The organism is Neoluteolibacter marinus (assembly GCF_014904755.1).
In the GTDB taxonomy this organism is placed as follows: Bacteria; Verrucomicrobiota; Verrucomicrobiia; order Verrucomicrobiales; family Akkermansiaceae; genus Haloferula; species Haloferula marina.
Map to the genome: position 1 here is coordinate 1 of NZ_JACZFQ010000133.1, position 23,290 is coordinate 23,290.

At 64.6% G+C, this 23,290-nt stretch carries 19 protein-coding genes; 12 read left to right on the plus strand and 7 right to left on the minus strand.

Annotated elements, in window-relative coordinates; all coding sequences use genetic code 11:
* Window positions 1–248 (minus strand): hypothetical protein (locus tag IG178_RS24010; RefSeq protein WP_226895730.1); only part of this gene is annotated, 248 nt, incomplete at its 3' end.
* Between the two features lie 27 nt (window positions 249–275).
* On the opposite strand from IG178_RS24010, the gene IG178_RS24015 reads away from it, so the two are divergent.
* The 6 genes from IG178_RS24015 to IG178_RS24040 are packed head-to-tail and all read left to right on the plus strand — an operon-like array spanning window position 276 to window position 8,820.
* Window positions 276–2,135 (plus strand): coiled-coil domain-containing protein, encoded by a 1,860-nt coding sequence (locus IG178_RS24015; protein WP_193215141.1) that lies wholly within the window; start codon window positions 276–278, stop codon window positions 2,133–2,135.
* Entirely contained in the window at window positions 2,135–3,481 is a 1,347-nt protein-coding gene (gene mnmE / locus IG178_RS24020; RefSeq protein WP_193215142.1) for a tRNA uridine-5-carboxymethylaminomethyl(34) synthesis GTPase MnmE, read from the plus strand. The genes IG178_RS24015 and mnmE overlap by 1 nt, the downstream gene beginning before the upstream one ends.
* A 55-nt stretch (window positions 3,482–3,536) precedes the next feature.
* Window positions 3,537–4,250: an NAD-dependent deacylase gene (locus IG178_RS24025; RefSeq protein ID WP_193215143.1), complete on the plus strand. Its 714-nt coding sequence runs from the start codon at window positions 3,537–3,539 to the stop codon at window positions 4,248–4,250.
* A gap of 32 nt (window positions 4,251–4,282) precedes the next feature.
* Entirely contained in the window at window positions 4,283–6,973 is a 2,691-nt protein-coding gene (locus tag IG178_RS24030; RefSeq protein WP_193215144.1) for a hypothetical protein, read from the plus strand.
* Window positions 6,974–7,027: 54 nt separating this feature from the next.
* On the plus strand, window positions 7,028–8,230 hold the full coding sequence (locus IG178_RS24035) for a hypothetical protein (RefSeq protein WP_193215145.1): 1,203 nt from the start codon (window positions 7,028–7,030) through the stop codon (window positions 8,228–8,230).
* A 23-nt stretch (window positions 8,231–8,253) separates the two neighbouring features.
* Window positions 8,254–8,820, plus strand: a complete 567-nt coding sequence (locus IG178_RS24040; RefSeq protein WP_193215146.1) for a hypothetical protein — start codon at window positions 8,254–8,256, stop codon at window positions 8,818–8,820.
* A gap of 50 nt (window positions 8,821–8,870) precedes the next feature.
* Here the strand turns inward: IG178_RS24040 and IG178_RS24045 are convergent, their stop codons facing one another.
* On the minus strand, window positions 8,871–9,713 hold the full coding sequence (locus IG178_RS24045; RefSeq protein WP_193215147.1) for a sugar phosphate isomerase/epimerase family protein: 843 nt from the start codon (window positions 9,711–9,713) through the stop codon (window positions 8,871–8,873).
* 118 nt (window positions 9,714–9,831) lie between these two features.
* Window positions 9,832–10,848: a dioxygenase family protein gene (locus IG178_RS24050; protein ID WP_193215148.1), complete on the minus strand. Its 1,017-nt coding sequence runs from the start codon at window positions 10,846–10,848 to the stop codon at window positions 9,832–9,834.
* 419 nt (window positions 10,849–11,267) lie between these two features.
* On the opposite strand from IG178_RS24050, the gene IG178_RS26415 reads away from it, so the two are divergent.
* The 3 genes from IG178_RS26415 to IG178_RS24065 all read left to right on the plus strand — a co-directional run bounded on the left by IG178_RS26415 (window position 11,268) and on the right by IG178_RS24065 (window position 13,266).
* Window positions 11,268–11,483 (plus strand): response regulator, encoded by a 216-nt coding sequence (locus IG178_RS26415; RefSeq protein WP_226895731.1) that lies wholly within the window; start codon window positions 11,268–11,270, stop codon window positions 11,481–11,483.
* 110 nt (window positions 11,484–11,593) lie between these two features.
* Window positions 11,594–11,881 (plus strand): hypothetical protein, encoded by a 288-nt coding sequence (locus IG178_RS24060; RefSeq protein ID WP_193215149.1) that lies wholly within the window; start codon window positions 11,594–11,596, stop codon window positions 11,879–11,881.
* Window positions 11,882–11,934: 53 nt separating this feature from the next.
* Window positions 11,935–13,266: an NCS2 family permease gene (locus IG178_RS24065; protein WP_193215150.1), complete on the plus strand. Its 1,332-nt coding sequence runs from the start codon at window positions 11,935–11,937 to the stop codon at window positions 13,264–13,266.
* Between the two features lie 534 nt (window positions 13,267–13,800).
* Here the strand turns inward: IG178_RS24065 and IG178_RS24070 are convergent.
* Window positions 13,801–14,754, minus strand: a complete 954-nt coding sequence (locus IG178_RS24070; protein ID WP_193215151.1) for an aldo/keto reductase — start codon at window positions 14,752–14,754, stop codon at window positions 13,801–13,803.
* A 103-nt stretch (window positions 14,755–14,857) separates the two neighbouring features.
* Between IG178_RS24070 and IG178_RS24075 the strand changes: the two genes are divergently transcribed.
* Window positions 14,858–17,158, plus strand: coding sequence for a glycoside hydrolase family 2 protein (locus tag IG178_RS24075; protein ID WP_193215152.1), 2,301 nt, complete (start codon window positions 14,858–14,860; stop codon window positions 17,156–17,158).
* A 1,103-nt stretch (window positions 17,159–18,261) separates the two neighbouring features.
* On the opposite strand, the gene IG178_RS24080 is transcribed toward IG178_RS24075, so the two are convergent.
* The 3 genes from IG178_RS24080 to IG178_RS24090 form a co-directional block, all read right to left on the minus strand.
* Entirely contained in the window at window positions 18,262–19,068 is an 807-nt protein-coding gene (locus IG178_RS24080; protein ID WP_193215153.1) for a PEP-CTERM sorting domain-containing protein, read from the minus strand.
* A gap of 803 nt (window positions 19,069–19,871) precedes the next feature.
* Complete coding sequence (locus IG178_RS26275; RefSeq protein ID WP_193215157.1) at window positions 19,872–20,243, minus strand: tyrosine-type recombinase/integrase; 372 nt, start codon at window positions 20,241–20,243, stop codon at window positions 19,872–19,874.
* A gap of 31 nt (window positions 20,244–20,274) precedes the next feature.
* A complete protein-coding gene (locus IG178_RS24090; RefSeq protein WP_193215154.1) occupies window positions 20,275–21,309 on the minus strand; it encodes a phage integrase N-terminal SAM-like domain-containing protein in 1,035 nt (344 codons plus the stop codon).
* 368 nt (window positions 21,310–21,677) lie between these two features.
* Between IG178_RS24090 and IG178_RS26280 the strand changes: the two genes are divergently transcribed.
* The gene (locus IG178_RS26280; protein ID WP_193215155.1) at window positions 21,678–22,037 is read left to right on the plus strand and encodes a VOC family protein; all 360 of its coding nucleotides are present in this window, start codon (window positions 21,678–21,680) and stop codon (window positions 22,035–22,037) included.
* A 624-nt stretch (window positions 22,038–22,661) separates the two neighbouring features.
* Window positions 22,662–23,192 (plus strand): hypothetical protein, encoded by a 531-nt coding sequence (locus IG178_RS24100; protein WP_226895732.1) that lies wholly within the window; start codon window positions 22,662–22,664, stop codon window positions 23,190–23,192.
* The last annotated feature ends 98 nt before the right edge of the window (window positions 23,193–23,290 follow it).

Consider the following 23,290-nt stretch of genomic DNA (forward strand, 5'->3'; position numbering starts at 1 on the left):
CCGCTGCCGAGAAAGCCGCTGCCGAGAAAGCCGCTGCCGAGAAAGCCGCTGCCGAGAAAGCCGCTGCCGAGAAAGCCGCTGCCGAGAAAGCAGCCGCTGAGAAGGCTGCCGCGGAGAAAGCTGCCGCGGAGAAAGCTGCCGTGGAGAAAGCTGCCGTGGAGAAAGCTGCCGTGGAGAAAGCCGCTGCCGAGAAAGCTGCCGCGGAGAAAGCTGCTGCCGAGAAAGCCGAGGCGGAGAGAGTCGCCCATGAAAAAGCCCTGGCGGAGCAGCGGGCGATGGCCGAGCGACGCTTGGCCGAGGAAAAGGCCGCCATGGAGAAAGCGATCGCGGAACAGCGGGCGTGGGCGGAGGCCAAGTTTGCCGAGGAAAAGGCGGAACTCGAGAAGACGCTCGCGGAGCAGCGCGCGTTGGCAAAGCAGATGGCCGACGAGGAGAAGGCCGCCGCCGAGCGGGCCATCGCCCAGGAACGTGCGTTGGCCGAAGCAAAGGCGCGGGCACTGGAGGAAGCGCTCGTCGAGGAAAAGGCCAAGGCTCAGGAGGAGGTTGCCCGGGAGCGCGCGGCCTTGGAGAAAGCTCTCGCCGAAGAAAAAGCAGCCGCGGAAGAGAAGGAGCGCGCTCTGGAAAGCGCCCGTGCCCAGGAGAAGGCCCTTTCCGAACAAAAGGCGCAGGCAGAGAAACTTGCCAAGGAACGGGAGCAGGCGCTCGCGCGGGAGCGGGTGCTTGCCCACCAGCGCGAACTTGAACAACAGAAAGCACTCGCCGAGGAGCGGTCCTTGATGGCCGCGAAGGAAGCGGCCCTGGCCAAGCAGCGGACGATGGCCCAGGAAGCCGCCGCCGCGCACGAGCAGGAGCTCGAAAAGGAGCGCAAGCGGGCCGAAGCCCGGGAGAAAGCCTTCGCCCAGCACCGTGAAGCCCACAAGGGGCTTACTCCCGTGATCCAGATCGTGCATCCGGGCCAAGTTGCCCAGCCGGTTCCGGAGCCGATGTTGGCGGCGCCAAAACCTGCCCCCGTCAAATCTCCAGCAGAACCCGGCGAGGCCAAGGCAGAGGCAGAGGGCGATGGCGACGGGCAGACCGCGGCTGAAAAGTCCCCGTCCAAGGATTCGGGGAAGCCGGACAAGCCGAAGCGGTCCAAGCCATCGAAGCCCCGGCGGGCGAGCCGGAAGCATGTGCTGATCCCGCTGTTCTGCTTGCTCGGATTGATCCTGTCTGCCGGTGGCACCGTGGTGTTCATGGCCTCGCGGATGGGACGCACCGCGCCCGTGAAGGCGCCGGTCCTGGTCGCTTCGGAGGAGGCCAAAGTGAAAGAGCGCAAGTATCTCCAATCCGGATGGCGGGACGATGCCAAACAGGTGCTTACCGATTTCCTCGCGGCGGAGACCGCGGCAGGGAAGGCGGCGTTTTCGATCGATGGCGCCGCCAAGCTGGCCGAGATGGACAAGTTCTACGGCAGCAACAAAATCAACGATTCGGATACGCCGATCAGCGGATTTTCGGCGTTGCAGTTGCCGGATGAGGACATGAAACGCGGCATCTTCCGGATGCGCTACGATCGTCCCCCACACTTCGAGATGGGCGAGTTCTTCCGGCCACTGGCCCCGCTCGACGTCCAATATGGAGTCCGGGAGCCCGACTTGCTGCTTTCCTCGATGGCCAAGTCCGGCAACTACGCGTCGGATCCGGTGAAGGTGGAGGTTTTCTTCAAGCGGGGACCCGACGGGCTGCGGATCGACTGGGACACCTTCGTGCAGACGAAGTATCGCTTGTTCCGCGGCTTCACCGAGCTGGCGGCTCCAGGGAGCAGCCGGGTGTTCCGCCTGTTCATCGTGGAGGACGTTCCGGAGAGCGGCCGCGCCATCCCCGGGACCAAGACTTATCGCATGGCCGATCCCGCCCACAAGACCGACACCGTACGGATCGCCGTGCCGATCGATTCGGAGATGGGTCGTGCCCTGTCGATCCTCAATTGGCGCGGCGTGAAGAATGCCCGTCCCAAGACCCGCACGGCGACGCTGGAGCTCGAGTGGACGAATGAGGCTGCACCGAGCTTGCAGATGAAGAGGTTCATCTGCTGGGAATTCCTCGGGATCGGCGGTCAGTCCGTCGCGCCGGCACCGAAGGCTCCGGGCAACTGATGAACCGGGACACCGAAACAATCGCCGCCTTGGCCAGCGGTGGAGGCACGGCTGCCGTCGCCCTGATCCGGGTGTCGGGACCGAACGCGGAAGGCGTTGCCGACGTGGTGACGGGCTTTGCCGCATCCGCAGCCACGGAGCGCCGGGCGACCCGGGCCAAGGTCATCGACGCTGCCGGACGCATCATCGACGACGTGCTCATCACCGTCTTCCGTGGCGACCGCAGTTTCACGGGCGAGCCGGTGGTCGAGATCGCCTGCCACGGGGGCCGGCTGGTCACCCGCCGGGTGCTCGGGCGCTTGCTGGAATGCGGGGCGCGGCCGGCGGAAGCCGGTGAGTTCACGCAGCGGGCATTCCTGCACGGCAAGCTCGACCTGACCCAGGCCGAGGCGGTGATGGACCTGATCTCCGCGCAGAGCGACCTGGCCCTGCGCGCGGCCCACGAACAGCTGGAGGGGGGCATCGGCCGCCAGACCAACCAACTGCGCGAGGATTTGATCGGGCTGGTGGCGCACCTCGAGGCGTGGATCGACTTTCCGGAAGAAGACATCGATCCCGATACCGGTGATCTTTTCACCGCACGCATCACCGGCGTCCGCGAGGGGATTGCCCGGCTCCTGTCCACCGCGGAGCAAGGGCGGATCCTCCGCGAGGGCGTTCGCACGGTCATCTGCGGCCGGCCGAATGCCGGCAAGTCGAGTTTGCTCAACCTGCTGCTCGGCAGCGAACGGGCGATCGTCAGCGACGAGGCGGGCACCACGCGGGACACGATCGAGGAGATGGTGATTCTCGACGGGGTCCCGCTGCGGCTGGTCGACACCGCCGGTCTCAGGGATGAGGCGGGTGGCATCGAGCGCGAAGGCATCCGCCGGACCATGAAAGAGGCGGAGCGCGCGGACCTTCTCTTGGTGGTCCGTGACGCGACGCTGCCGGAACCGCAGAGCACGGTGGAACTGCCGCAGAACGCGCGGCGGACGGTCACCGTCCTCAACAAGTCCGACCTCGGCGAGCATGCCGATTGGGCGGGCTCCGCGGGCGTGCGTTTGTCCTGCACCTCGGGAGAAGGCTTGGAGGATCTTCGCCTGGCGATCCGTGAGGCGCTTGATCTCGGCGAAGCCGACTGGGGCGAGCATTCGGTGGCGATCAACACCCGGCACCGCGATTGCCTGCGCCGTTCGGACGCTGCCTTGGAGGCTGCGGATCAATTGCTGTCGCAGGGCGCAGCGCCGGAACTCGCCGCGCTGGAGCTCCGGACGGCACTCGATGCCCTCGGGGAGATCGCGGGAAAGGTCGACACCGAGGAAGTGCTTGGCGCGATCTTCAGCCAGTTCTGCATCGGTAAGTGACCCCGGAAGTTGGGCCAAAGCTTGCCCGGACTGGAGGGGATGCTTTCCTGCGGGAATGAGAATCGTGGTGTTGACCGGGGCAGGCATCTCGGCGGAGTCCGGGGTGCCGGTGTTCCGCGGAAGCGACGGGCTATGGGAAGGGCACCGGGTCGAGGATGTGGCGACGCCGGAGGGATTCGCGCGCGATCCGCAGCAAGTCCACGCGTTCTACAACGGGCGCCGGGCGAAGCTGACCGGAGGAGCGGTCGAGCCGAATGACGCCCACCGGGCGCTGGCGAAATTGGCCGCGGCTCCCGGCGTGGAGCTTTTCCTGGTCACCCAGAACATCGACGACCTCCACGAGCGGGCGGGTTCCGGCGAGGTCCTGCACATGCACGGCGAGCTCTTGAAGGCGCGCTGCCAATCCTGCGGAGCGGTGGTTCCGTGGCGGGAGGACTTGAGCCGTGCCTCGGTCTGTCCGGCGTGCGGGGAAATCGACTGCCTGCGGCCGCATGTCGTGTGGTTCGGGGAGATGCCCTTCGGGCTGGACGAAACGGCGGCGGCGATCTCGCGGGCGGATCTGTTCGTGTCGATCGGCACCTCGGGTCGTGTTTATCCGGCCGCGGCCTTCGTTTCGTGGGCGCGCGAGGCCGGAGTGCCCGGCCTCGAGATCAACCTGGACGAGAGCGACGGCAGCAGCCTCTTCACCGAGAGCCGGCGGGGCCGGGCCGGTGAGCTGGTGCCCCGGTGGGTCGACGAAGTGCTGGCCGGTCGCAAGGATCAGGGTTGATTTCCCGTTGAAAGATCGGACTCTACGAACCGATGAAGCTGGACCTCGCGAGACCAACCCTGTGCGCCCTGATGGCAGTGGCGAGTGTGGCTGCGGCCCCGAACCCTCCGGCATCGACCAAGGACGACATCGCGGCAACGGTCCGGGCCCTCGGCGACGAGTCGTTCGTGGAGCGGGAGAAAGCCACCCGCGATCTTTGGAAAATCGGCGACGCGGCGGTGGCCGAACTCAGGCGCGTGTCCGATGGCGACGACCCGGAGGCGGCGCTGCGGGCGCGCGGGCTGCTACGGAAGATCGAGCTGGGCATCCTGCCCGACAGCTCGCCGCGCCTGGTCGAACTGGTTATGCGCTACGACCGCGGCGGCATCGACGAACGCCGCGTGGTGATCCGCGAAATGAAGGCCCAGCGGGCATGGCGTCAGATCCTCAAGCTGTTCGCGCTCGAGGAAGACCAGGCGTCTCGGAAGATGCTGGAAATCGCCACCCGCGGCGTGGCGATCGAGGCCGCGCGAGAGGCGCTTTCCAGCAACCCGCCCGACATCCGGGGTGCCTTTTCTTATTTGGAACTGGCGCCGCGGGAACCACGCGAGCTGATGGCGATGGCATCGCTCCACCGGGCGACCGGGAACCTGGACCGCGAACTGGAACGGGCCGACAAAGACGATCCCGCGTGGCGCTATGCCCTGCTCGCCACGGCGGGCCGGCTCGACGAGGCGGCAGTTGCGGCCGAGGAGGCAGGACTCTCGATGGCGGCGGCCCGCTTGCAGTTGCTGGCCGGGGATCCGGTGCCGTGGATGACCTTGGCCCAGCCGGGCGGACAATCGATCCCGGCCTTGGGGCTGGCCACCTACCGTGAGATCGCGATCGATACCTGGGAAGGTCGGCCGGTGAAGGCGGAAAAGCTGCTCCAACTGAGACGCTTCGTCCGCGGCGGCAATGAGGACGAGAAGGGCAAGGACCTGCGGCTGATGTTCCTGGCCGGGGAGAACGAGGAGGCGGAAAAGCTGCTGGTGGACCTCGATCCGAAAGCGGCCTTCTTCTACTTCGAGGAAACGGAACGGATTGAGGAGGCACTCGCGGTGTTCGATCTGGATCCGGAAAAGCCCGACTACACCGGCTGGGCGATGAAGCGGTTCCGCGTCCTGATCGACGAGCCCGACCGGGAGGACGACGAGATCCCACAGCTTTCGTTGATGGGTTATTTCCTGGAACGCCACGGACTGGTGCAGGAACTCGACGCAGCGTTCACCCCCCCTTTGGTGGAACTCGCGGGGAAGGATCAGGAGAGTTTCATCCGGGTCTGCGCGCGCTTGTTCAACGGCGGTGTCGACGGGATCGCCACCCCGACCGCCCTGCCGGTGGTCAAGGCGGTGGCCGCCTACGCCGGGGATGATGAATTGCGGTGGCTGCATGCGGTGAAGAATCTCTTCGACCGGATGGAAAGCCCCGACCAACTGTGGGATTGGCTCGGCAAGCTTGAACCGGAGTTGGACCGCCCGCAGCGGCTCGAGCGCTTGTGCCAGATCCTTCCTTTCCGGCCGAACATGTCGGCCTCGTCCGGGTTCCTGCCGGATCCCAACGACGAGCGAGGCAAGTTCCTCAAGAAGGCCTGGGCGGAAATCGAGACGGCCGACGGCGTCGAGAAGGCGCGCTTAACCGACCTGTTCACGGACCTGAGCCGGGCGGTCAACGATGCGGAGAATTTCCTGCGGGGGGTGGAAGCGATCGAAGCCGATCTGGCGGCGCAGAACCGCGAGGACCCCTGGCCGAAGGGCTTTACCGGCAATGAACTCGCCGCGGTGGGTCGCTGGGCCGATTCGGCGGTCGCGTGGTTGCAGGTGGTGGAACGTTATCCTTCCGAGCCGATTTTCCATGCCGTGGCCGCCGCGGCCCTCCGCAAGTCCGGCAGTATCGAAGCCGCGGACGAACACGAGAAGGCAGCGAGCCTGCTCGCGCTGGGGGAGACCTCGACCCTCGATGAATGCGGCGACGTTTTCGCCAAGGCGGGGGATTTCGATCGGGCCTGGATCTGGTGGAACCGTGCGGCGGCGGAGTGCTCCCGCGAGCTGCCGGTCTTTTACGATGTCGTCGACAAGATCTACGAAGGGGCGATGTGGAAGAGCGACTGGAAGCTCGCGGCGCCGCTGATCGAAGCCCATGCCTTCCTCCAGGCGCTTTCGGCCGATGATCCGTACCGGATTCCGGTGACCTACCGGGTGGATGACGCGATCAAGTCCCGCGTGGAGGCCAATCTGGTCCGGGCATTCTCCAAGCTGGACACCGACCGCGACCGGTCCCTGAAGGTCATCGAACGATGCTCGACGATGCCGTGGTCCGAGAACGTCCTGGCGGATTATTTCTTCCCGCTGATGCGCGAGAAGGGCCTGGTGAAGCTCCACGACCAGGCCTTCGAGTTCCACTGGCGCAAGCTGGTCAAGGAGATCGAGCGCTTCCCCGCTTGCGATAACACCCGGAACTCCGCGGCCTGGCTGGCATCGCGGGCCAACCGCCGGCTCGATGAGGCCGAGGCGTATCTGAAGGAGGCGCTGGTGAACGCGCCGCGGCAGGCGGCCTATCTCGATACGATGGCGGAGCTTCATTTCGCCCGAGGCGACCGCAAGCGGGCCGTCGAGTTCTCGAACCGCTCGCTGGCCGAGATGCCTCCCGTCGTGTTCCTGCGCCAGAACCAGCGCTTCGTCAGCGGGCCGCTGCCGCCCAAGTGATGCGATCTTCCGGCAAGGTGGACGCAGGCCGGGCGCTGTGATACGGGTGCGGGGATGATCAAGGCCTTGGTTCTCGGATTCCTGCTCGCGGCAGGGGGCTTCGCGACGGCGGAGGATGATGCAATGGCCCCCCAGGCAGAGACCTATCTGCCCGGGGTGGCCCTCAGTCAGGGCATCACCGAAATCACCGGGGTGGCGATCTCGCCCTTGCTCGGCGTCAGTACGGTCGGCGCGTGGCACTATTGGAAATGCCCGGCGGAGGCTCGGGCCGGACTGCCATGGTATGCCCAGCCGTGGGCGTGGGGGACGGGCTTCGCGCTGCTGGGGCTATGCTTCCTGAAGGACACCTTCGGTGCCGCGACGCCCGGGATCTTGAAGAAGCCCTTCGACATGGTGGAGCTCTTCGAGAACAAGCTGAGCGCGGCGGTGGCGAGCGCGGCCTTCGTGCCGCTGGTGGCGAACCAGATGGCGGTGCACTTCCGGGCGGAACACCCCGCGGCGATCCCGGTCCCGGATGCGTCGCTGGTCGCTGCCTCGTTCGCGGGGATCGACATCGCCTGGGTGATGGTGCCAGTCGCGGTGGTCGCCTTCCTGGTGGTCTGGCTGTGCAGCCACGCGATCAACGTGCTGATCATCCTTTCGCCGTTCTCCACCGTGGACAGCCTGTTGAAGCTGGCGCGGGCGGCGTTGCTGGCTTCGCTGGGGCTGGTCTATTTCATCGCGCCGTGGCTGGCGGCGATCCTGTGCGTGGTCATCATCGCGGTGGCCGCCTGGCTGGCACCGGCGGCGATGCGGCTGATGATCTTCGGCAGCCGTTTCGCCGCGGACATCCTGTTTCCATGGATCGGCAAGAAGGGCGTGTCCGTGGAGCGCGCCCATGCATTCACCCTGGGCCGGGTGGCGGGTTTGCCCTCCCGGACCGGCGGGCGGGTGGTGCTGGCGGACGATGGCACCGCGGTCTTCCGCTACCGCCGCGCCTGCCTTCTCGACGAGCGGACGATTCCCTTGCCGGAGGGACTCAGGAAGGTCGAGCGCGGCCTGCTTTCACCTTCGTTGGTGTGGCAGGCGGACGGCCAGACGGAGACCGTGGGCGTCCTGTTGTTCCTGCCCCGTTACCGTGGCCATGAAGAACATCTGGTCCGGCATTTGAAATTCCACGGGATCCGCGATCACGCCTTGGCCCGCGGATTTGCGGCGGTGCGGGGCTGGCTCCGTGCCGTCCTGCGGCGCGGCAACCGCGGGGTGCCGGTGGGCTGATGCGACTCTAACAAACCCACGGAATGAGAACGCTCCTGCTTGCCCTGGTTTTTTCCACGGCCACGGTCCGCGGGGCCGAGATGCCCGAGGGCGCACCTGCCATCGCGATCACCCTCGAGCAACACCTGCCGTTCAAATCTGGAGTCCTATTGGTCGCGTGGCCGGACGGCACGGTCATTTGGTCCGGGAATGCGGGGGAAGGAGGGCCGCCGTATCAGGTTGCCCATCGCGGACCGGACCAGATCCGGGATTTCCTCGCCTCGATGGAGAAGAAAGGATTGTTCAAGAAAGACGCGGACTTCCTCAACCACTTGGGACCGGACGCGAGCTACCACTCGATCGTCGTGAGGCAGGGGAGAAAGAGCGCCGAACTCTCGTCGTGGCACGAGTGCTTCGAGGCGAACCCGAAGCTGGTGGCGACGAGCCACGGCATTACCAGCCTGGACGGTGCCCGCCGGGAAGAGGTGCTGCGCGGGGATACCCCGGAATACCGCGAGTTCCGCGGACTTTGGGAGTCGATCCGCCGCTTTGGCCGCGAACTGACGTCTCATGGCGGGGAGCCTTGGAACGGGAAGTTGAAAATCGACTGAGCCGCCCGGCCGGACCGGTGCCCGGCGAGGCGGCGGGGAATCCGGTGAACTTATTTCGGGTGCGACTTCACGAAGTCGATGTTGGCCTTCACCTTCGGCACGCTGTCGTGCCAGTCGTTTTCGTGCTCGATGGAGATGTGGCCGTCGAACTTCTGCTTCTTGAGTTCTTCCAGGCAGGCGGCGACATCGACGACGCCCTTGCCGGCAACGACGACCGGCGCATTGCCGTTCTTCTCCTTGTCCTTGAGATGAACGCTGACAATGCGGCCGTTGAGGATGCGCAGGCACTCGACCGGGACGAGGTTCGAGGTGCACCAGTGACCGAGGTCGGCACAGGCACCGACGCGATGGTCACGGCTTTCGACGACGCCGCGGATGTAGAGGGGATTCCAGACCTTGTAGTTCGGGTTGCTCATCGAGCCGCCGTGCTCGTGGAAGGCGACCTTGACGTCGGTTTCCTTGGCGGCGGCTTCCCAGGCGACGATCTGTTCGGTGGATTCGGTGCAGACGGCGTAAAGGCCCATCTTCTTGGCGAAGCTCATGATCGCCTTCACCTCCTCGGGATTGCCGGCGCCGACGACGCCGTAGTTGACCGCGTGAACGCCCTGCCGTTTACACTCGGCCAGCAGCTCCTTCATGGCGTCCTCCGGCATGTTGTGATGAACCTTGACGTCCGAGCCGGGTTTCATCGTCTGGCCGGGGAAGAACTCGATCATGTTACCGCCGGCTTCCTTGGTCTTGGCGATCGCCTCGAAGGCGGTGAATTCCTTGAAGGTGTAGGCCTGGGCGCCGATGAACCATCCTTCCTGGCGGAGGTTTTCCGGGATCGGTTCAGCGTGAGCGGTCGCGGCCAGGGCGAGCGAGAGCAGGGCAAGGGGTCGGAGGCGTTTCATGGATGGTGGGTTCGGGTTGGTGGACTTCACGAGGCGTCCACTTACGGCGAAGCTACCGGGAATGTTTCGGCCCCTCCAACCCCGAAGTGGGGCATCCCGCGCTTCCCTCCACGACGGCTCAGGGGGTCCCGGTATTGGCACCCGGGACGCGGAAGGAAACCTTGTAGAAGCCTTTGATCGCCGGTGCCTCGACATAAATCGTGAGCGGGCCCTCGGCGGTGGCGACGTGCTTGTGGCGGTCGATGGCTCCGGTCCGGGTGAGCGAGAACGGCAGCGCCGCCCATTCGAGGTCCGCGAGCGTCGGGTTACTGTAGACCTCGTAGCAGTAGTTCGGGTAGGCGCGGAACGTCAACTTGTAGCGCGGGCTGCTGCCGGGGCCGGCGACGAGTTCACCGCTGGCCAGGAAGCCACCGGGGGCGGGATAGGTCGGTTCCACCGGGGTGTAGCCGCTGACGAAGTCCCACTGGGTGTAGACCTCGCCGGTGGTGGTTCCTTCCACCGGCAGGAAGTCGAGCAGGATGGCGGCCTTCTGCGCCGCGGTGAGGGAGGCGAAGACGTTGTCGTTCGAGTTCTGGGTCGCCCACTGGGCCCCGGTGTTCGAGTAGGCGACCTCGTTCCACCCCGTCTGGGTGCAGGAGCGGGTGCTGCGGCCGGGCAGGGTGACCCCCCAGTGATAGTGGCGGGTGCGGCCGGTGTAGAGCCCTGCCTTGATGGTGCGGAAGCGGAAGTAGCCGCTGGATCCGGTGAGAAACTGGCCGAAACCGGCGAAATTGGCGTCACAGGCCGGATTCCGGCCGGTGCCGGTCGAGTAGAGGTAGTCGCCCTCGTGGTCGGCGTGCCAGCACTCGACCAGGGCGTTTTTCACCGGGTTGCCGGAGGCATCGAGCACCCGGCCGGTGATGTAGCTGACCACGCCGGTGGCAATGTTGAGGTTGTCGCCGAGCTGGACGAGGTCGTTGTCCTTGTCGAGCGGGATGTCGTCGGCCAGCGGATAGTAGGGCCCCTGGGTGACGATCGGTGAGGTCGTGAGCACCTCGGCGAGGTAGCCGGGCAAGGTGAAACCGGCGGACGCCGCGGCCATGCTCTTGAAGAAGCGGCGGCGGCTGACGGGAATGTGGAACGGCCGGGGTTTCATGGTGGTGGGTTTGGGCCGGGCGGCCGGTCGGGTTCAGGTTGCGGTGATGGTGTGGGGCCCGCCTGCTCCTCCGTCGGGATGCACTTGCCCCGACCAGGCGGGCCTCCTGTGCCCATGGGAAATTTCATCGTGGCGGGGAGGTCCGCCTGCTCCTCCGCCGGGGTGAACTCGTACCCGGCCAGGCGGACCTCCGGATCCACGTGTGGCGGTCCTCCCGCCGCAAAGCTTGTGATCGTCCGTCCGGATCAGGCAGGGATTTGCGGTTGGATCGCTGGCTGTCATCGGTTTCGGATCGATGGCTGCACCCTGGCGCGGGGTCGACTAAGCGACGGTTAAGGGTGGAGAATCCCCGCGAAAAACTTCCCGCAACGCTTTCATGTTCCCTTAGTCTGCAACCTGCTAGGCTGGTTCCCGGCACCGTGCGTGCCCCCACAAGGATGAGGTTGCTGGTCATCGAGGACGAACCCCGCCTGCAGCGTGCCCTGGCCAAGGCGCTGCGCGAGAACGGCTACGCCGTCGACACGGCCGGAGACGGGCTCTTCAAGGCGAGCACCTGCGACTATCCCGCCGAGCTGCGGATCGATCCGGAGAGGCAATGGGGGGCGGCCCGGGCGGGCAGGGGGATGTCCCGTTGAGGTGCCGGATGACATTCCTGCTGGCGGGATCCGGTGGGAAGCTGCTTGGATGCCGGGCACTCACCGGCGGGTTGATCCCGCGATCCACTTTATCTAACAGATCAGCCGCCATGTCTTTGGAGTGCCCCGCATGCCGTTCGACCAAGTTGATGGACCACGGCCGGAAGTTCCCGGTCTATCCCGCCGGTTGCGTGTGGATCCTGGGGTTCCCGATCGCGATCTTTCACCAAGGGCAGACCCCCCACCAGCTGGAGTGCGAGGAGTGCGGGGCCAGGTTCAAACGGCGGACGTTGCTGGCGCGGATCAACCTGGCCGGGCTGGTGCTGGTGGCCGGCTTGGTGCTCTGGGCGATCGCCTCGGTCGTCTGGCAACTGGCCTTTGCCGCGGAGGCGCGGTGAGGCCTTGATCTTCCTCATCGTGCGGCGCGGCCCGTGCTGATAGAATGCCGCGTATGATCGAGCGATGGTTCAAGGTCCGCCAACAGGGCAGCACGCCGGGCCGGGAGGTGGTGGCGGGCCTGACGACCTTCGCCGCGATGGCCTACATCCTGGTGGTGAATCCGGCGATCCTCGCGGACGCGGGAATGCCGCGGGCGGCCCTGGTGACGGCGACGGCCCTGGGGGCGGCGGTGGCGACCTTGTTGATGGCCTTCCTCGCCAACCTGCCGCTGGCACTGGCGCCGGGCATGGGGATCAACGCGTTCTTCGCCTACGCCGTGTGCCTCGGGATGGGGGTGCCCTGGCAAAGCGCGCTGGCGCTGGTGTTCATCAACGGCGTGATCTTCCTGCTGCTGTTCGTCAGCGGGGTGCGGGAGAGGATCGTGCACGCGATCCCCGCGTCGCTGAAAGCGGCGATCTGCGCCGGGATCGGGCTGTTCATCGCCTTCATCGGGCTCAAGAACGGCGGGATGGTGGTGGCCCATCCGGCGACCCTGGTGGGCCTGGGTGATCTAACAAGCCCGCCGGTGGCCTTGTTCTCCGGCGGCATCCTGGTGACCTGCATCCTGGTCGCACGGCGGACACCGGCCGCCATCCTCTGCGCGATCGCCCTGATCTCCCTCGCCGGCTTCTTCGTGCCCGACGGCGCGGGCGGCCGGATCACCCGGCTGCCGGAGACGGCGCTGGCGATGCCGGCGTCGCTGGAGCCCCTGTTCTTCAAACTCGACTTCGGCTTTGTCGTCCGGGAACCGCTGCGGGCCCTGCCGGTGATCCTGACACTGCTGCTGGTGGACATGTTCGACAATCTCGGGACGCTGATCGGAGTGACCAAGCGGGCCGGGCTGATGGATGCCGACGGCCGGGTGCCGAACTTGTCCCGGGCACTGACGGCGGACTCGCTGGCGGCGATCTTTTCCTCGCTGATCGGGACCTCGACGGTGGTCAGTTACATCGAGAGCGCCGCGGGCGTGCAGGCCGGGGGGCGGACCGGCCTGACCGGGGTCACGGTGGCGGCCTTGTTCCTGCTCTCGCTGTTCTTCGCGCCGCTGATCCTGGCGATCCCCGGGGTGGCGGTGGCCCCGGCGCTGGTGGTGGTCGGGATCCTGATGTTCGAGAGCGTCACCGAGATCGACCTGACCCGCTTCGAGATCGCCGCTCCGGCGGTGCTTACCCTGCTGGCGATGCCGGTGACGTTCAGCATCAGCACCGGCATGGGGATCGGGCTGATCGCCGCCGTGGCGATCGGGCTGGGTAGCGGGCGCTCGCGGGAGAACCTCAAGCCGTTCACCATCGGCCTCGCCGGGGTGTTCGTGCTCCATTTCCTCGAGCCGCTGTTCCTCGGCTGATGGCACCTTTGGAGTGCGGCGGCAGAGGGGACCGGCGACGCCGCTTTTGAAGCTACGAGCCCGGTCCGCGCCACAAAGCGGTGTCGCCGTCCCTGCGGGACTCTGCCACCGCACTCCAAAGGGTGAGCCAGCCCTGGAGGCACACAACAGTATTGGGCAATCCGTTCAGTGACGAAGGAGAGGGCAGCCATGTCTCCGGCTGATGGCACCTTTGGAGTGCGGCGGCAGAGGGAACCGTCGACGCCGCTTTTGAAGCTACGAGCCCGGTCCGCGCCACAAAGCGGTGTCGCCGTCCCTGCGGGACTCTGCCACCGCACTCCAAAGGGAGAGCCAGCCCCGGAAGTATACAACAGTAGCGGACAATCCGTTCAGTGACGAAGGAGAGGCCAGCCATGTCTCCGGCTGACGGTACCTTTGGAGTGCGGCGGCAGAGGGAACCGGCGACGCCGCTTTTGAAGCCATCTGCCCGGCCCGCGACGCAAAGCGGTGTCGCCGTCCCTGCGGGACTCTGCCACCGCACTCCAAAGGAAAGAGTCAGCCCCAGAGGTATTCCATCGTGTAGGGAGAGCCGTCCATGCCCCAGAATGCCCCGTCGAGGAAGCGGTGGTCCTGGTCGAGCGCGGAAAGGGCGGCCATGTCCTCGGTGTTCAATTCAACCGAGGCGGCGGCGAGGTTCTCCTGGAGCCGGGCAGGGGTGACCGACTTCGGGATGACCACGGTGCCGCGGCACACCGCCCAGGCCAGCAGCACCTGCGCGGGCGTGATCCCGTGCTTGCGGCCGATCGCCTCGATGACCGGCGCCTTCATCAGCGGCGGGTCGTTGCCGCGCTGGAGGCGGGCCGGGCGGTCGGGCGAGCCGAGCGGGGAGTAGGCGGTGAAGATCACCCCGTGCTTGCGGCACAGGTCGAGGAGGTCGTTCTGAGCGAGCAGGGGTTGCGACTCCACCTGGTTGACCTCGGGCGCGCGCCGGGCGGTGTCGAGAAGCTGCTGCAGGCGGCGCGGGCTGAAATTCGAGACGCCGATGTGGTGGCACAATCCGGCGTCGGCGGCTTCCTCCAAGGCGGCCCAGGTTTCCGCCAGCGGCGCTTCGTCGGGGGAAAGGAAGTCGGCGGCCTTTTCCGGGAACGACACTTCCGGCCGCTGCGCGATCGGCCAGTGCATCAGGTAAAGGTCGAGGTAGTCGAGCTGCAGGTCGGCGAGGGTCTGGCGCAGCGCGGGCAGGACGTCGTCCTTGAGGTGGGCATTGTTCCAGAGCTTGGAGGTGATCCAGAGTTCCTCGCGCTTCACTGCGCCCGATCCGATCGCCTCGGCCAGGGCCGTGCCGATTTCCTTTTCGTTGCCGTAGACGGCGGCGCAGTCGAAATGGCGGTAGCCGAGCCGCAGCGCTTCTTTCACCGCGGCCCCGACCTCGCCGGGGTCGGATTTCCAGGTGCCGAGACCAAGGGCCGGAATTTGGTCTCCGTTTGCGAATTTCAGGGTGGGAACCATCGTGTTGAATCGTCTAGCTTGATGTAGATCGCGCAGAGCGTCCTGCACGCCCGAGCATCGCCTCATCCGGCCGCACATCTGAACCCAAAACTCCAGAAATCCGATGAATCCTCCCCAATCGCGTAGCGTCGGCCGGCTTGCCGCCGGCGTCCTGGCCGCCGTGGTGACGGCCCTTGGCCAACCCCTGTCCGCCGCCCCCGAGTGGAAGTTCACGATCGAGGAGCCCGCCGAAGGCTGGGAGCAGCCCGCCTTCTCCGATGCCAAGTGGCAGACTGGCACCGGCGGCTTCGGCAACACCGAAGGGGCCGTTGCCCAGAACGCCACCGTCCACACCGAGTGGACCACCGCGGACATCTGGCTGCGGCGGAAGTTCGACCTGAAGGAGATTCCCGCCAAGCCGGCCCTGTTCATCTACCACGACGACGAGGCGGAGGTGTACCTCAACGGCCAGCGGGTCGCCATCCTCGCCGGCTACACCGAGTTCTACTCCATGGTGCCGCTGGAGGGCATGAACCGCGATGCGCTGAAAAAGGGCTCCAACCTGATCGCGGTCCACTGCCACCAGGGGCGGGGAGCCCAGTATGTCGATGCGCATGTCATCGACTCCGATACCGTGCCGGATCTCCACGAACTGCTCGGCGAGGACGGTGCGGTGCGTTCCGAGCTGATGACCGAGTGGGGGGAAAAGGTCACTCCGGACAATGTCTGGCGGGAATACCCGCGTCCCCAGATGAAGCGTGAAAATTGGAACAACCTCAACGGAACCTGGGACTATGCCGTGACCACGCTGGATGTCATCAAGCCGGAAACCTGGGCCGGCACCATCCTGGTTCCGTTTCCCATCGAGTCGAAGCTGTCCGGCGTCCGCCGCATGCTCCAGCCCTACGAGGCGCTGTGGTATCGCCGCACCGTGAACCTGTCGCCAACACCCGGGAAGCGCACCTTGCTCCACTTCGGCGCGGTCGACTACCGCTGCCAGGTCTGGGTGAATGAACAGGAGGTCGGCGCCCACGTCGGCGGCAACCTGCCGTTTCACTTCGACATCACCGACGACCTGCGGGACGGCGACAACGTGCTGATGGTCCGGGTCGAGGACGCGACCGGCGGCATCCAGCTCCGGGGCAAGCAGGTGCTCAAGCCGGGCGGCATCATGTACACCCGGAACTCGGGCATCTGGCAGTCGGTCTGGACCGAGGAAGTGTCGCGGCGCCACATCGAGCGGCTGGCGATTTCCACCGACATCAAGGCCTCCACCATCACCATCCGGCCGGAGCTGGAGGGCAAGGTGGTGGTCGGCGAAACCCTTCACGCCGAGGTGTTGGCAGAGGGCGAGGTGCTTGGCACGGCCGACGGCGAGCTGGTCCTGCGCGTGCCGGACGCCAAGCTCTGGTCGCCGGCCAGCCCCCACCTCTACGATCTCAAGGTCTCGCTGCTGGATCCCGACGGCAAGGTGATCGACGAGGTCACTTCCTATGCCGGCCTGCGCGAGGTCGGCCGCGAGCGCGATGCGGACGGGAACTTCCGCTTCACCCTCAACGGCAAGCCGGTCTTCCACTGGGGGCCACTCGACCAGGGCTGGTGGCCCGACGGCCTGCTGGCACCGCCCTCGGACGAGGCCATCCGTTGGGAAATCCAGTGGCTCAAGGACGCCGGCTTCAACATGATCCGCAAGCACATCAAGGTGGAGCCGGAGCGCTACTACTACCACTGCGACCGCATCGGCATGATGGTTTGGCAGGATCAGGTCAGCGGTGGCGAAAGCCCGCCGTGGACCCACCTCAAGCCCGACCCGGAGGACGCGCTGTGGCAGGAGTGGAACCGCCGCCAGTGGCTCACCGAGTTCGATGAAATGATCACCCACCTCGGCAACTTCCCGAGCATCGTTGTGTGGACCCCTTTCAACGAGGCCTGGGGGCAGCACCGCACGATGAGCGTCGGCAAGTGGGCGATGGACCGCGACCCTTCGCGCCTGATCAATATCGCCAGCGGCGGTAACTTCTGGCCCATCGGCCACATCGCGGACGAGCATTCCTACCCCGATCCCGGCTTCCCGCTCGATGACGACCGCTTCAAGGACTACGTCAAGGTGGTCGGCGAATTCGGCGGTCACGGCTGGCCGGTGGCGGATCACCTGTGGGACCCGAAGAAGGAGAACTGGGGCTACGGTGGCCTGCCGAAGAGCCTCGACGAGTACCGCCAGCGCTATGAGAAATCGATCGGGATCCTCGCGGGCCTCAAGGCGAAGGGCATCTCCGGTGGCGTCTACACCCAGACCACCGATGTCGAGGAAGAGATCAACGGTCTCATGACCTACGACCGCAAGGTGCAGAAGATCCCCGCCGCTGAGCTGAAAAAGATCAACGCACCGCTCACCGCCGGCGATTCCCCTGCCGAAGCACCGTAGCCGGTCCGTCCATGCTCCGGTGATCTGAGGTCCGTGGCTGATGGTACCTTTGGAGTGCGGCGGCAGAGGGAACCGGCGACGCCGCTTTTGAAGCTACGAGCCCGGCCCGCGCCACAAAGCGGTGTCGCCGTCCCTGCGGGACTCTGCCACCGCACTCCAAAGGGAAAAGCCAGCCCCGCAGGCGCACCCAACAGTATTGGGCAATCCGTTCAGTGACGAAGGAGAGGTCGGCCAGGTCTCCGGCTGACGGCACCTTTGGAGTGCGGCGGCAGAGGGAACCGACGACGCCGCTTTTGAAGCCACCCGCCCAGCCCGCGCCACAAAACGGTATCGCCGTCCCTGCGGGACTCTGCCACCGCACTCCAAAGGGAGAACCCGGCCACGGAGGCACCCAACAGTATTGGGCAATCCGTTCGGTGACGAAGGAGAGGTCGGCCAGGTCTCCGGCTGACGGCACCTTTGGAGTGCGGCGGCAGAGGGAACCGGCGACGCCGCTTTTGAAGCCACCCGCCCAGCCCGCGCCACAAAGCGGTGTCGCCGTCCCTGCGGGACTCTGCCACCGCACTCCAAAGGGAAAAGCCAGCCCCGCAGGCGAACCCAACAGTATTGGGCAATCCGTTCAGTGACGAAGGAGAGGTCGGCCAGGTCTCCGGCTGACGGTACCTTTGGAGTGCGGCGGCAGAGGGAACCGGCGACGCCGCTTTTGAAGCTACGAGCCCGGCCCGCGCCACAAAGCGGTGTCGCCGTCCCTGCGGGACTCTGCCACCGCACTCCAAAGGGAAATGCCAACCACCGAGGTCTTCCGTCGCAAGGGTCGGTCCGCCCATGCCCATCCCATCACTGGCGGATGCGCATCAAGCGGTTCACCCGGATGCGTGACGGCACGGTCCGAGAGCATGCCCGGGGCAGCTCATCGCCCGTCGCACCGTGCGATCCCTCCACAGATAGACCCAAGACCGGTCATCCCATCCATCCCATCCATCCTGGTCCCTATCTCCAGCACGCCCTTCGTCCCCTCGAAAAAAGAACGAGCTTCCGGAGGAAACCCTAAACCCCCGGAAGCTCGTTGCTCCGGAACCCCGAGAAGTTCCGGTTTCGCGCGGTCAGGCACGCCGGCGCCGCAGCGTCAGCAGACCCGCACCTGCGGAAAGCAGCAGTAGCCCCGATGGCTCCGGGACCGTGGAAACGGAAAGATTGTCGATGCCGATGAAGCGGTCGTTGTAGTTGCGGAAGCCGAACACCAGGTTGCTCTGGTTCAGCTGGTTCAGGGAGATTGTTCCCAGCGTGGTGGCCCCGTTCATCACCGTGACCTGGGAGCCGCTGCCGTCGAATGCGGAGCCGGTGCCTGCCGTGTTGGTGAAAGTGAAGGTCCAGTGGTCGGCCATCGCCAGGCCGGGCGTGTCCCACGACGGCAACGCGCCGTTGCCGCCCTGGAAGGTCTGCACGCCGCCGTTCGCCCGCACCAGCATGCCGAACTCATCGCCGCCGGCGATCGGCCAGACCTCACCCGCGGCGCGCAGGGCAAAGGCCCCCCAGTTGGTGTCATCGGGATTACCTCCGGGATTCGTGCCGCGCAGATACATGTCGAACTCGATCGTCAGCGGCCCCGCCGCCAGCGTGGCGACATTGAGGTCGCTGTGGAAGGAGCTGTTGAACGCCAGCAGCAGGAAGTTGCTGTTCGCGGCCCCGCCGGGCTGGCCGACATCGGTCGTCGAGTTCCCGACCTGATGCTGGGTGCCGTAGCCGGTGTAGGTCGAAGTGGCCAGGGTTCCGGTCTGCCGCCCGGCCAACTCCTGGTTCACATCCTGGGAGTTCGAGGAAACGGTGAAATCATCGGTCAACAAGGTCACTGCCGGGGCGGACGCCAGCAGCAGCGGCACGGAAGCCATCAGGGCGAGGGTATACTTCATGGAAATCAGGTTTTAGGGGTGACGACCGTTCGTCCGGCCATCCCGCATTTCATAGCCTGATTTCCGGCTCCTTGGGAACCTATCCATTTCCATAGGATGCTGTAAGTTGCTGACGGTGAGTTCTGAGTGTTGTGATCGATTCGAGATTGGCGACACCCTGGACGGACGGCCCCTCCGCCCCACCATCCCCGCGTCCGCGGACCTTGCGATTCCAGTCCTCGTCCTCCTGCTCGTCCCTCGTCCTCGACCCACTTCGGATCTGGACAACCCGAGAAGGTCCTCGTCCTTCCATGCCGAACTCTGGCTTTTGCTCCGTGAAAATGGATTGTGACGGAGCAACTTTATAAAGTGACGTCGTGAAAATGGATTGTGATGGAGTAACTTTACAAAGTAACGCCGTGAAAATGAATTTTGACGAAGCAACTTTACAAAGTGACGCCGTGAAAATGGATTGTGACGGAGCAACTTTGTAAAGTAACGCCGTGAAAATGGATTGTGACGGAGCAACTTTGTAAAGTAACGCCGTGAAAATGGATTGTGACGGAGCAACTTTGTAAAGTAACGCCGTGAAAATGGATTGTGACGGAGCAACTTTATAAAGTGACGTCGTGAAAATGGATTGTGACGGAGCAACTTTATAAAGTGACGTCGTGAAAATGGATTGTGACGAAGCAACTTTATAAAGTGACGTCGTAAAAATGGATTGTGACGGAACAACTTTATAAAGTGACGTCGTAAAAATGGATTGTGACGGAACAACTTTATAAAGTGACGCCGTAAAAATGGATTGTGACGAAGCAACTTTACAAAGGAACGCCGTGAAAGGGGTTTTTCACGGGGGGAATTGAGAGGGGGGAAGGATTTTGGTGGAAGTTGCTCAGGGGATGGCGGTCAGGGGGGGGCACCGAGGCGGTCGGCGAATTCGATCGCGAAGTGGTTGAGGCTCCTGGACCAGATCCGAGCGTCAGGGTCTTGATCCGGTCGAGCGGACTTTGCACGCCCATCGCCCCGACGCCCGTTGCCACATGGGTATAGATCTGGGTGGTGCTGACATCGGCGTGGCCGAGGAGTTCCTGGATGGTGCGGATATCCGTCCCGCCCTCCAACAGGTGGGTGGCAAAGCTGTGCCGCAGCGCGTGGGTCGTCACCTGCTTGTCGATCAAGGCATCGTCCACGGCGCGCCGCACCGCCCTGGCATAGGCGTCTTCACCGACATGATGCCGCCGGGTCCGCTGGCTTTCCGGATCCAGCGATGGCTTTGCCGCGGGGAACTGATACTGCCATGCGAACTTCTCGCCACCCTTCGGGTACTTCCGCCGCAGGGCTCCCGGCAACCACACGCCGGCCAGGCCATCCGACCGGTCCTTTTCGTGAAGCTCGCGCAGATCCGCTTTCCTCTCCGCCACCTCGCCCCGCAGGGCCTCCGGCAGCATGGTCGTCCACCGCCACGGCGCGACAGCGCCTTCCCATCCAGGGGCGCGGAGGAGCGCCCCTACTGACTGCGGGTCGGCGTTGGAAGCGAGGACAATCCTTGTTGCCCTTGCCGTCACGAACGGTGAGGATCCCGCGCTTTTCGTCGATGTCCTTCACCCGCAGTCGCACCAGCTCCATCAGGCGCAGTCCGCACCCGTACTGGATCTTCGCCATCAGGCCGTAGCGCCGGTCGATGCGATCCAGCACCTGCATGACTTCCGCGACATCCAGCACCACCGGCACCCGCCGCGAGGTTTTGCGCATCTTCACCGGAATGTGCACCTCGTCCAATCCGCAGACCGCCTTGAAGAAGAAGACCAGCGCATTGAGCCCCAGCTTTTGCGTCGCGTAGGAAACCTCCTCTTCCATCACCTTCCATGCCAGGAACTCCGCCGCGCGCTCCGGCGCCATCATTTCCCGCGCGCTGCCGGCCCACCGCGCATAGGAGGCCGCCCAGCGGCCGTAGCACTCCCGCGTCCGTGGAGCCAGACCACGCCGGGTGCCTGCCCGCTCCACGGCATCCCGCACCCGCCCCTCCAGCGAACGGGTCTCACCACCGCTGGCTTCGCGGTGCTCCAGCCAGCGCAGATACCAACGCACCGCTTCGCCCCACTGTTCGAGCTGCCAGCGCTCCCGGGCCTTTGTCTGCACCTGCTCCCGCCAGAACCGCTGGCACGCCTCCCGGCCGGGCTGCAGGCTGTGGCTCGCCACGAACTTCTCCAGCCATCCCAGCAGCATCGCGAAGCCGGGCTTCTGCAGGTGCTGCACGTCCCGGGATCCTTCCAGATCCCGAGTCCACGGATAGAGGCCGGAAGCAAGATTAGTGGTCATCTGAACAAAATGGAAGGCTGTTCATCGGAACGTCGATCAAAAAACCGATGCTTCGTTCTTGAGGAAGATCTCGCGAACTTTTCCTCCAGGATCTCGGGAGCAGCGCAAACCCGATGTTTCAACGATCCGGGAGATCAGGGGGATCGGACCAAAGCAACCGGGCTTCTCGGTCCGTCCTCCTACATGAAAAGGGTTGATCCTGAGAATCTTCCGGCCTTACTTCGGGTGATCGAAAGACCCCGCGCAAACTCGCTCCCGCGTTTGCGGATGGGGTAAACTAATACTGATAGGCAAAGAATTTACAGATGCCCACCCGCCCGAACCTAACTGTAATCCGATGCGCGGACATCGATGTGTCGGTCGCGTTTTATCGGCTCATCGGCCTTAACTTCGAGAAGCACAGGCATGGCTCGGGCCTAGAGCACTTTGCGGCTTTCGACGGGACGTGGACATTCGAGCTCTATCCTGCTTCGCCTAGGTATCCTGACAGTAGCTCGGCGCGTATTGGATTCGCGGTCGACTCCTGTGATGATGCCGCCGAACAATTGCGAGGCGCAGGATTTGTGATCGAGACAGCACCTGCTAATTCGCCTTGGGGCAGGCGGGCCGTTGCCCTGGATCCCGATGGCCACCGAGTTGAACTCTCCTCCCCAACCAACGAATGAAGAGGCCTATCAAGTCGTGCATGCCGACGCCGATAAGCCGCTTTGTTGGATTTTGGATTTCCATACGGGATTGGAGTTGCTTTGATTATCGAGCCGCTGAGACCGCGGCATCACTTTGACGTTGGCCCAAAATGAAGAGCCGAAGGGCATTGCGGAATATCTGGCTCGGAGCAGGTGTAGGGCTGCTCTTTCTGGTAGCACCGTTCGTCGCTGGATACTGGCAGATTGGTGATCGCGATGGACCAGCATTCTATCCAGAGGGCGTTCACAGCTCCCTATACATCATCGGGCACGAGGCAGCGACCGGCATCAAGCCGAGGATGGCGCTGACATGGGCACTCTACGATCGACCGCTTTTCTGGGGCATGCCGCGCCGACCAAAGCCAGAATCTGAGCGCCAGGCATACATACTGCGGGTGGCTCAACGGGGAGGATCCGACTCGGATGCCGTGGACTTCTTCGAAGCCGAAGAGGCAAAAATACAAAACGGCCAACAAGCCGCTGGTGCCGACCACTAACCGCGGCCTTGATGCGTTCTTGGCGCCAGCATCGGGAGCGTCTTGATTGGGGATGCCGGCAGGGTGGGTCACCGTGGCCGGCACAGCTTTAACGTTGGGCCAAAAAATGAGATCACTAATTACGGCTCTAATCATTCTACCTCTGGTCGCTCTCGCTGAGGTTGATAACCAGAAGGAGCCTGAATTCGCGCTCACGACCGAGTATTTTGATTCGTACGTGAAGTCCTTGGACTACTACCCATTCACGCAGGATCTAGCGACTATCGACGAGGCGATTTCCGGAGAGTATTCCTACAACTGGTCGATTGGAGCGCCCGCCGTGCGACATGTCGTGGAGGCTGCATGCCTTGGAGATTTTGATCGTTTGCTTCTTGGTTGGTGGCAGAGCGGCGATCGCGCTGCACGTGTTGCGGTGCTGGCAGTCTACTTCAGCACTGGAAGAGACCCCGATATGACGCCTTTTCCTCAGTTCGCCCGCGACGCCAAGAGATTCACTGAAGAAGAGGCCAAGGAGCGGATTGCGGAGGTTGATTTCGTTCGCAGCAATTCACCCTATTTCAGAACGTGGCTGAGGTCCCTGACCTCCGACAACCTTCCGGCGGACGCCAAGTTTCGGCGCATCATCGGCCCGAAATGAAGAAGCACAACGAGACCGTCGGAAAACCCCGATTGAGCCCGTCGTTCCGTTGCCTTCCGATCATGCCGAGTGATGGACGTCGTTCCCGATTTCCGGGC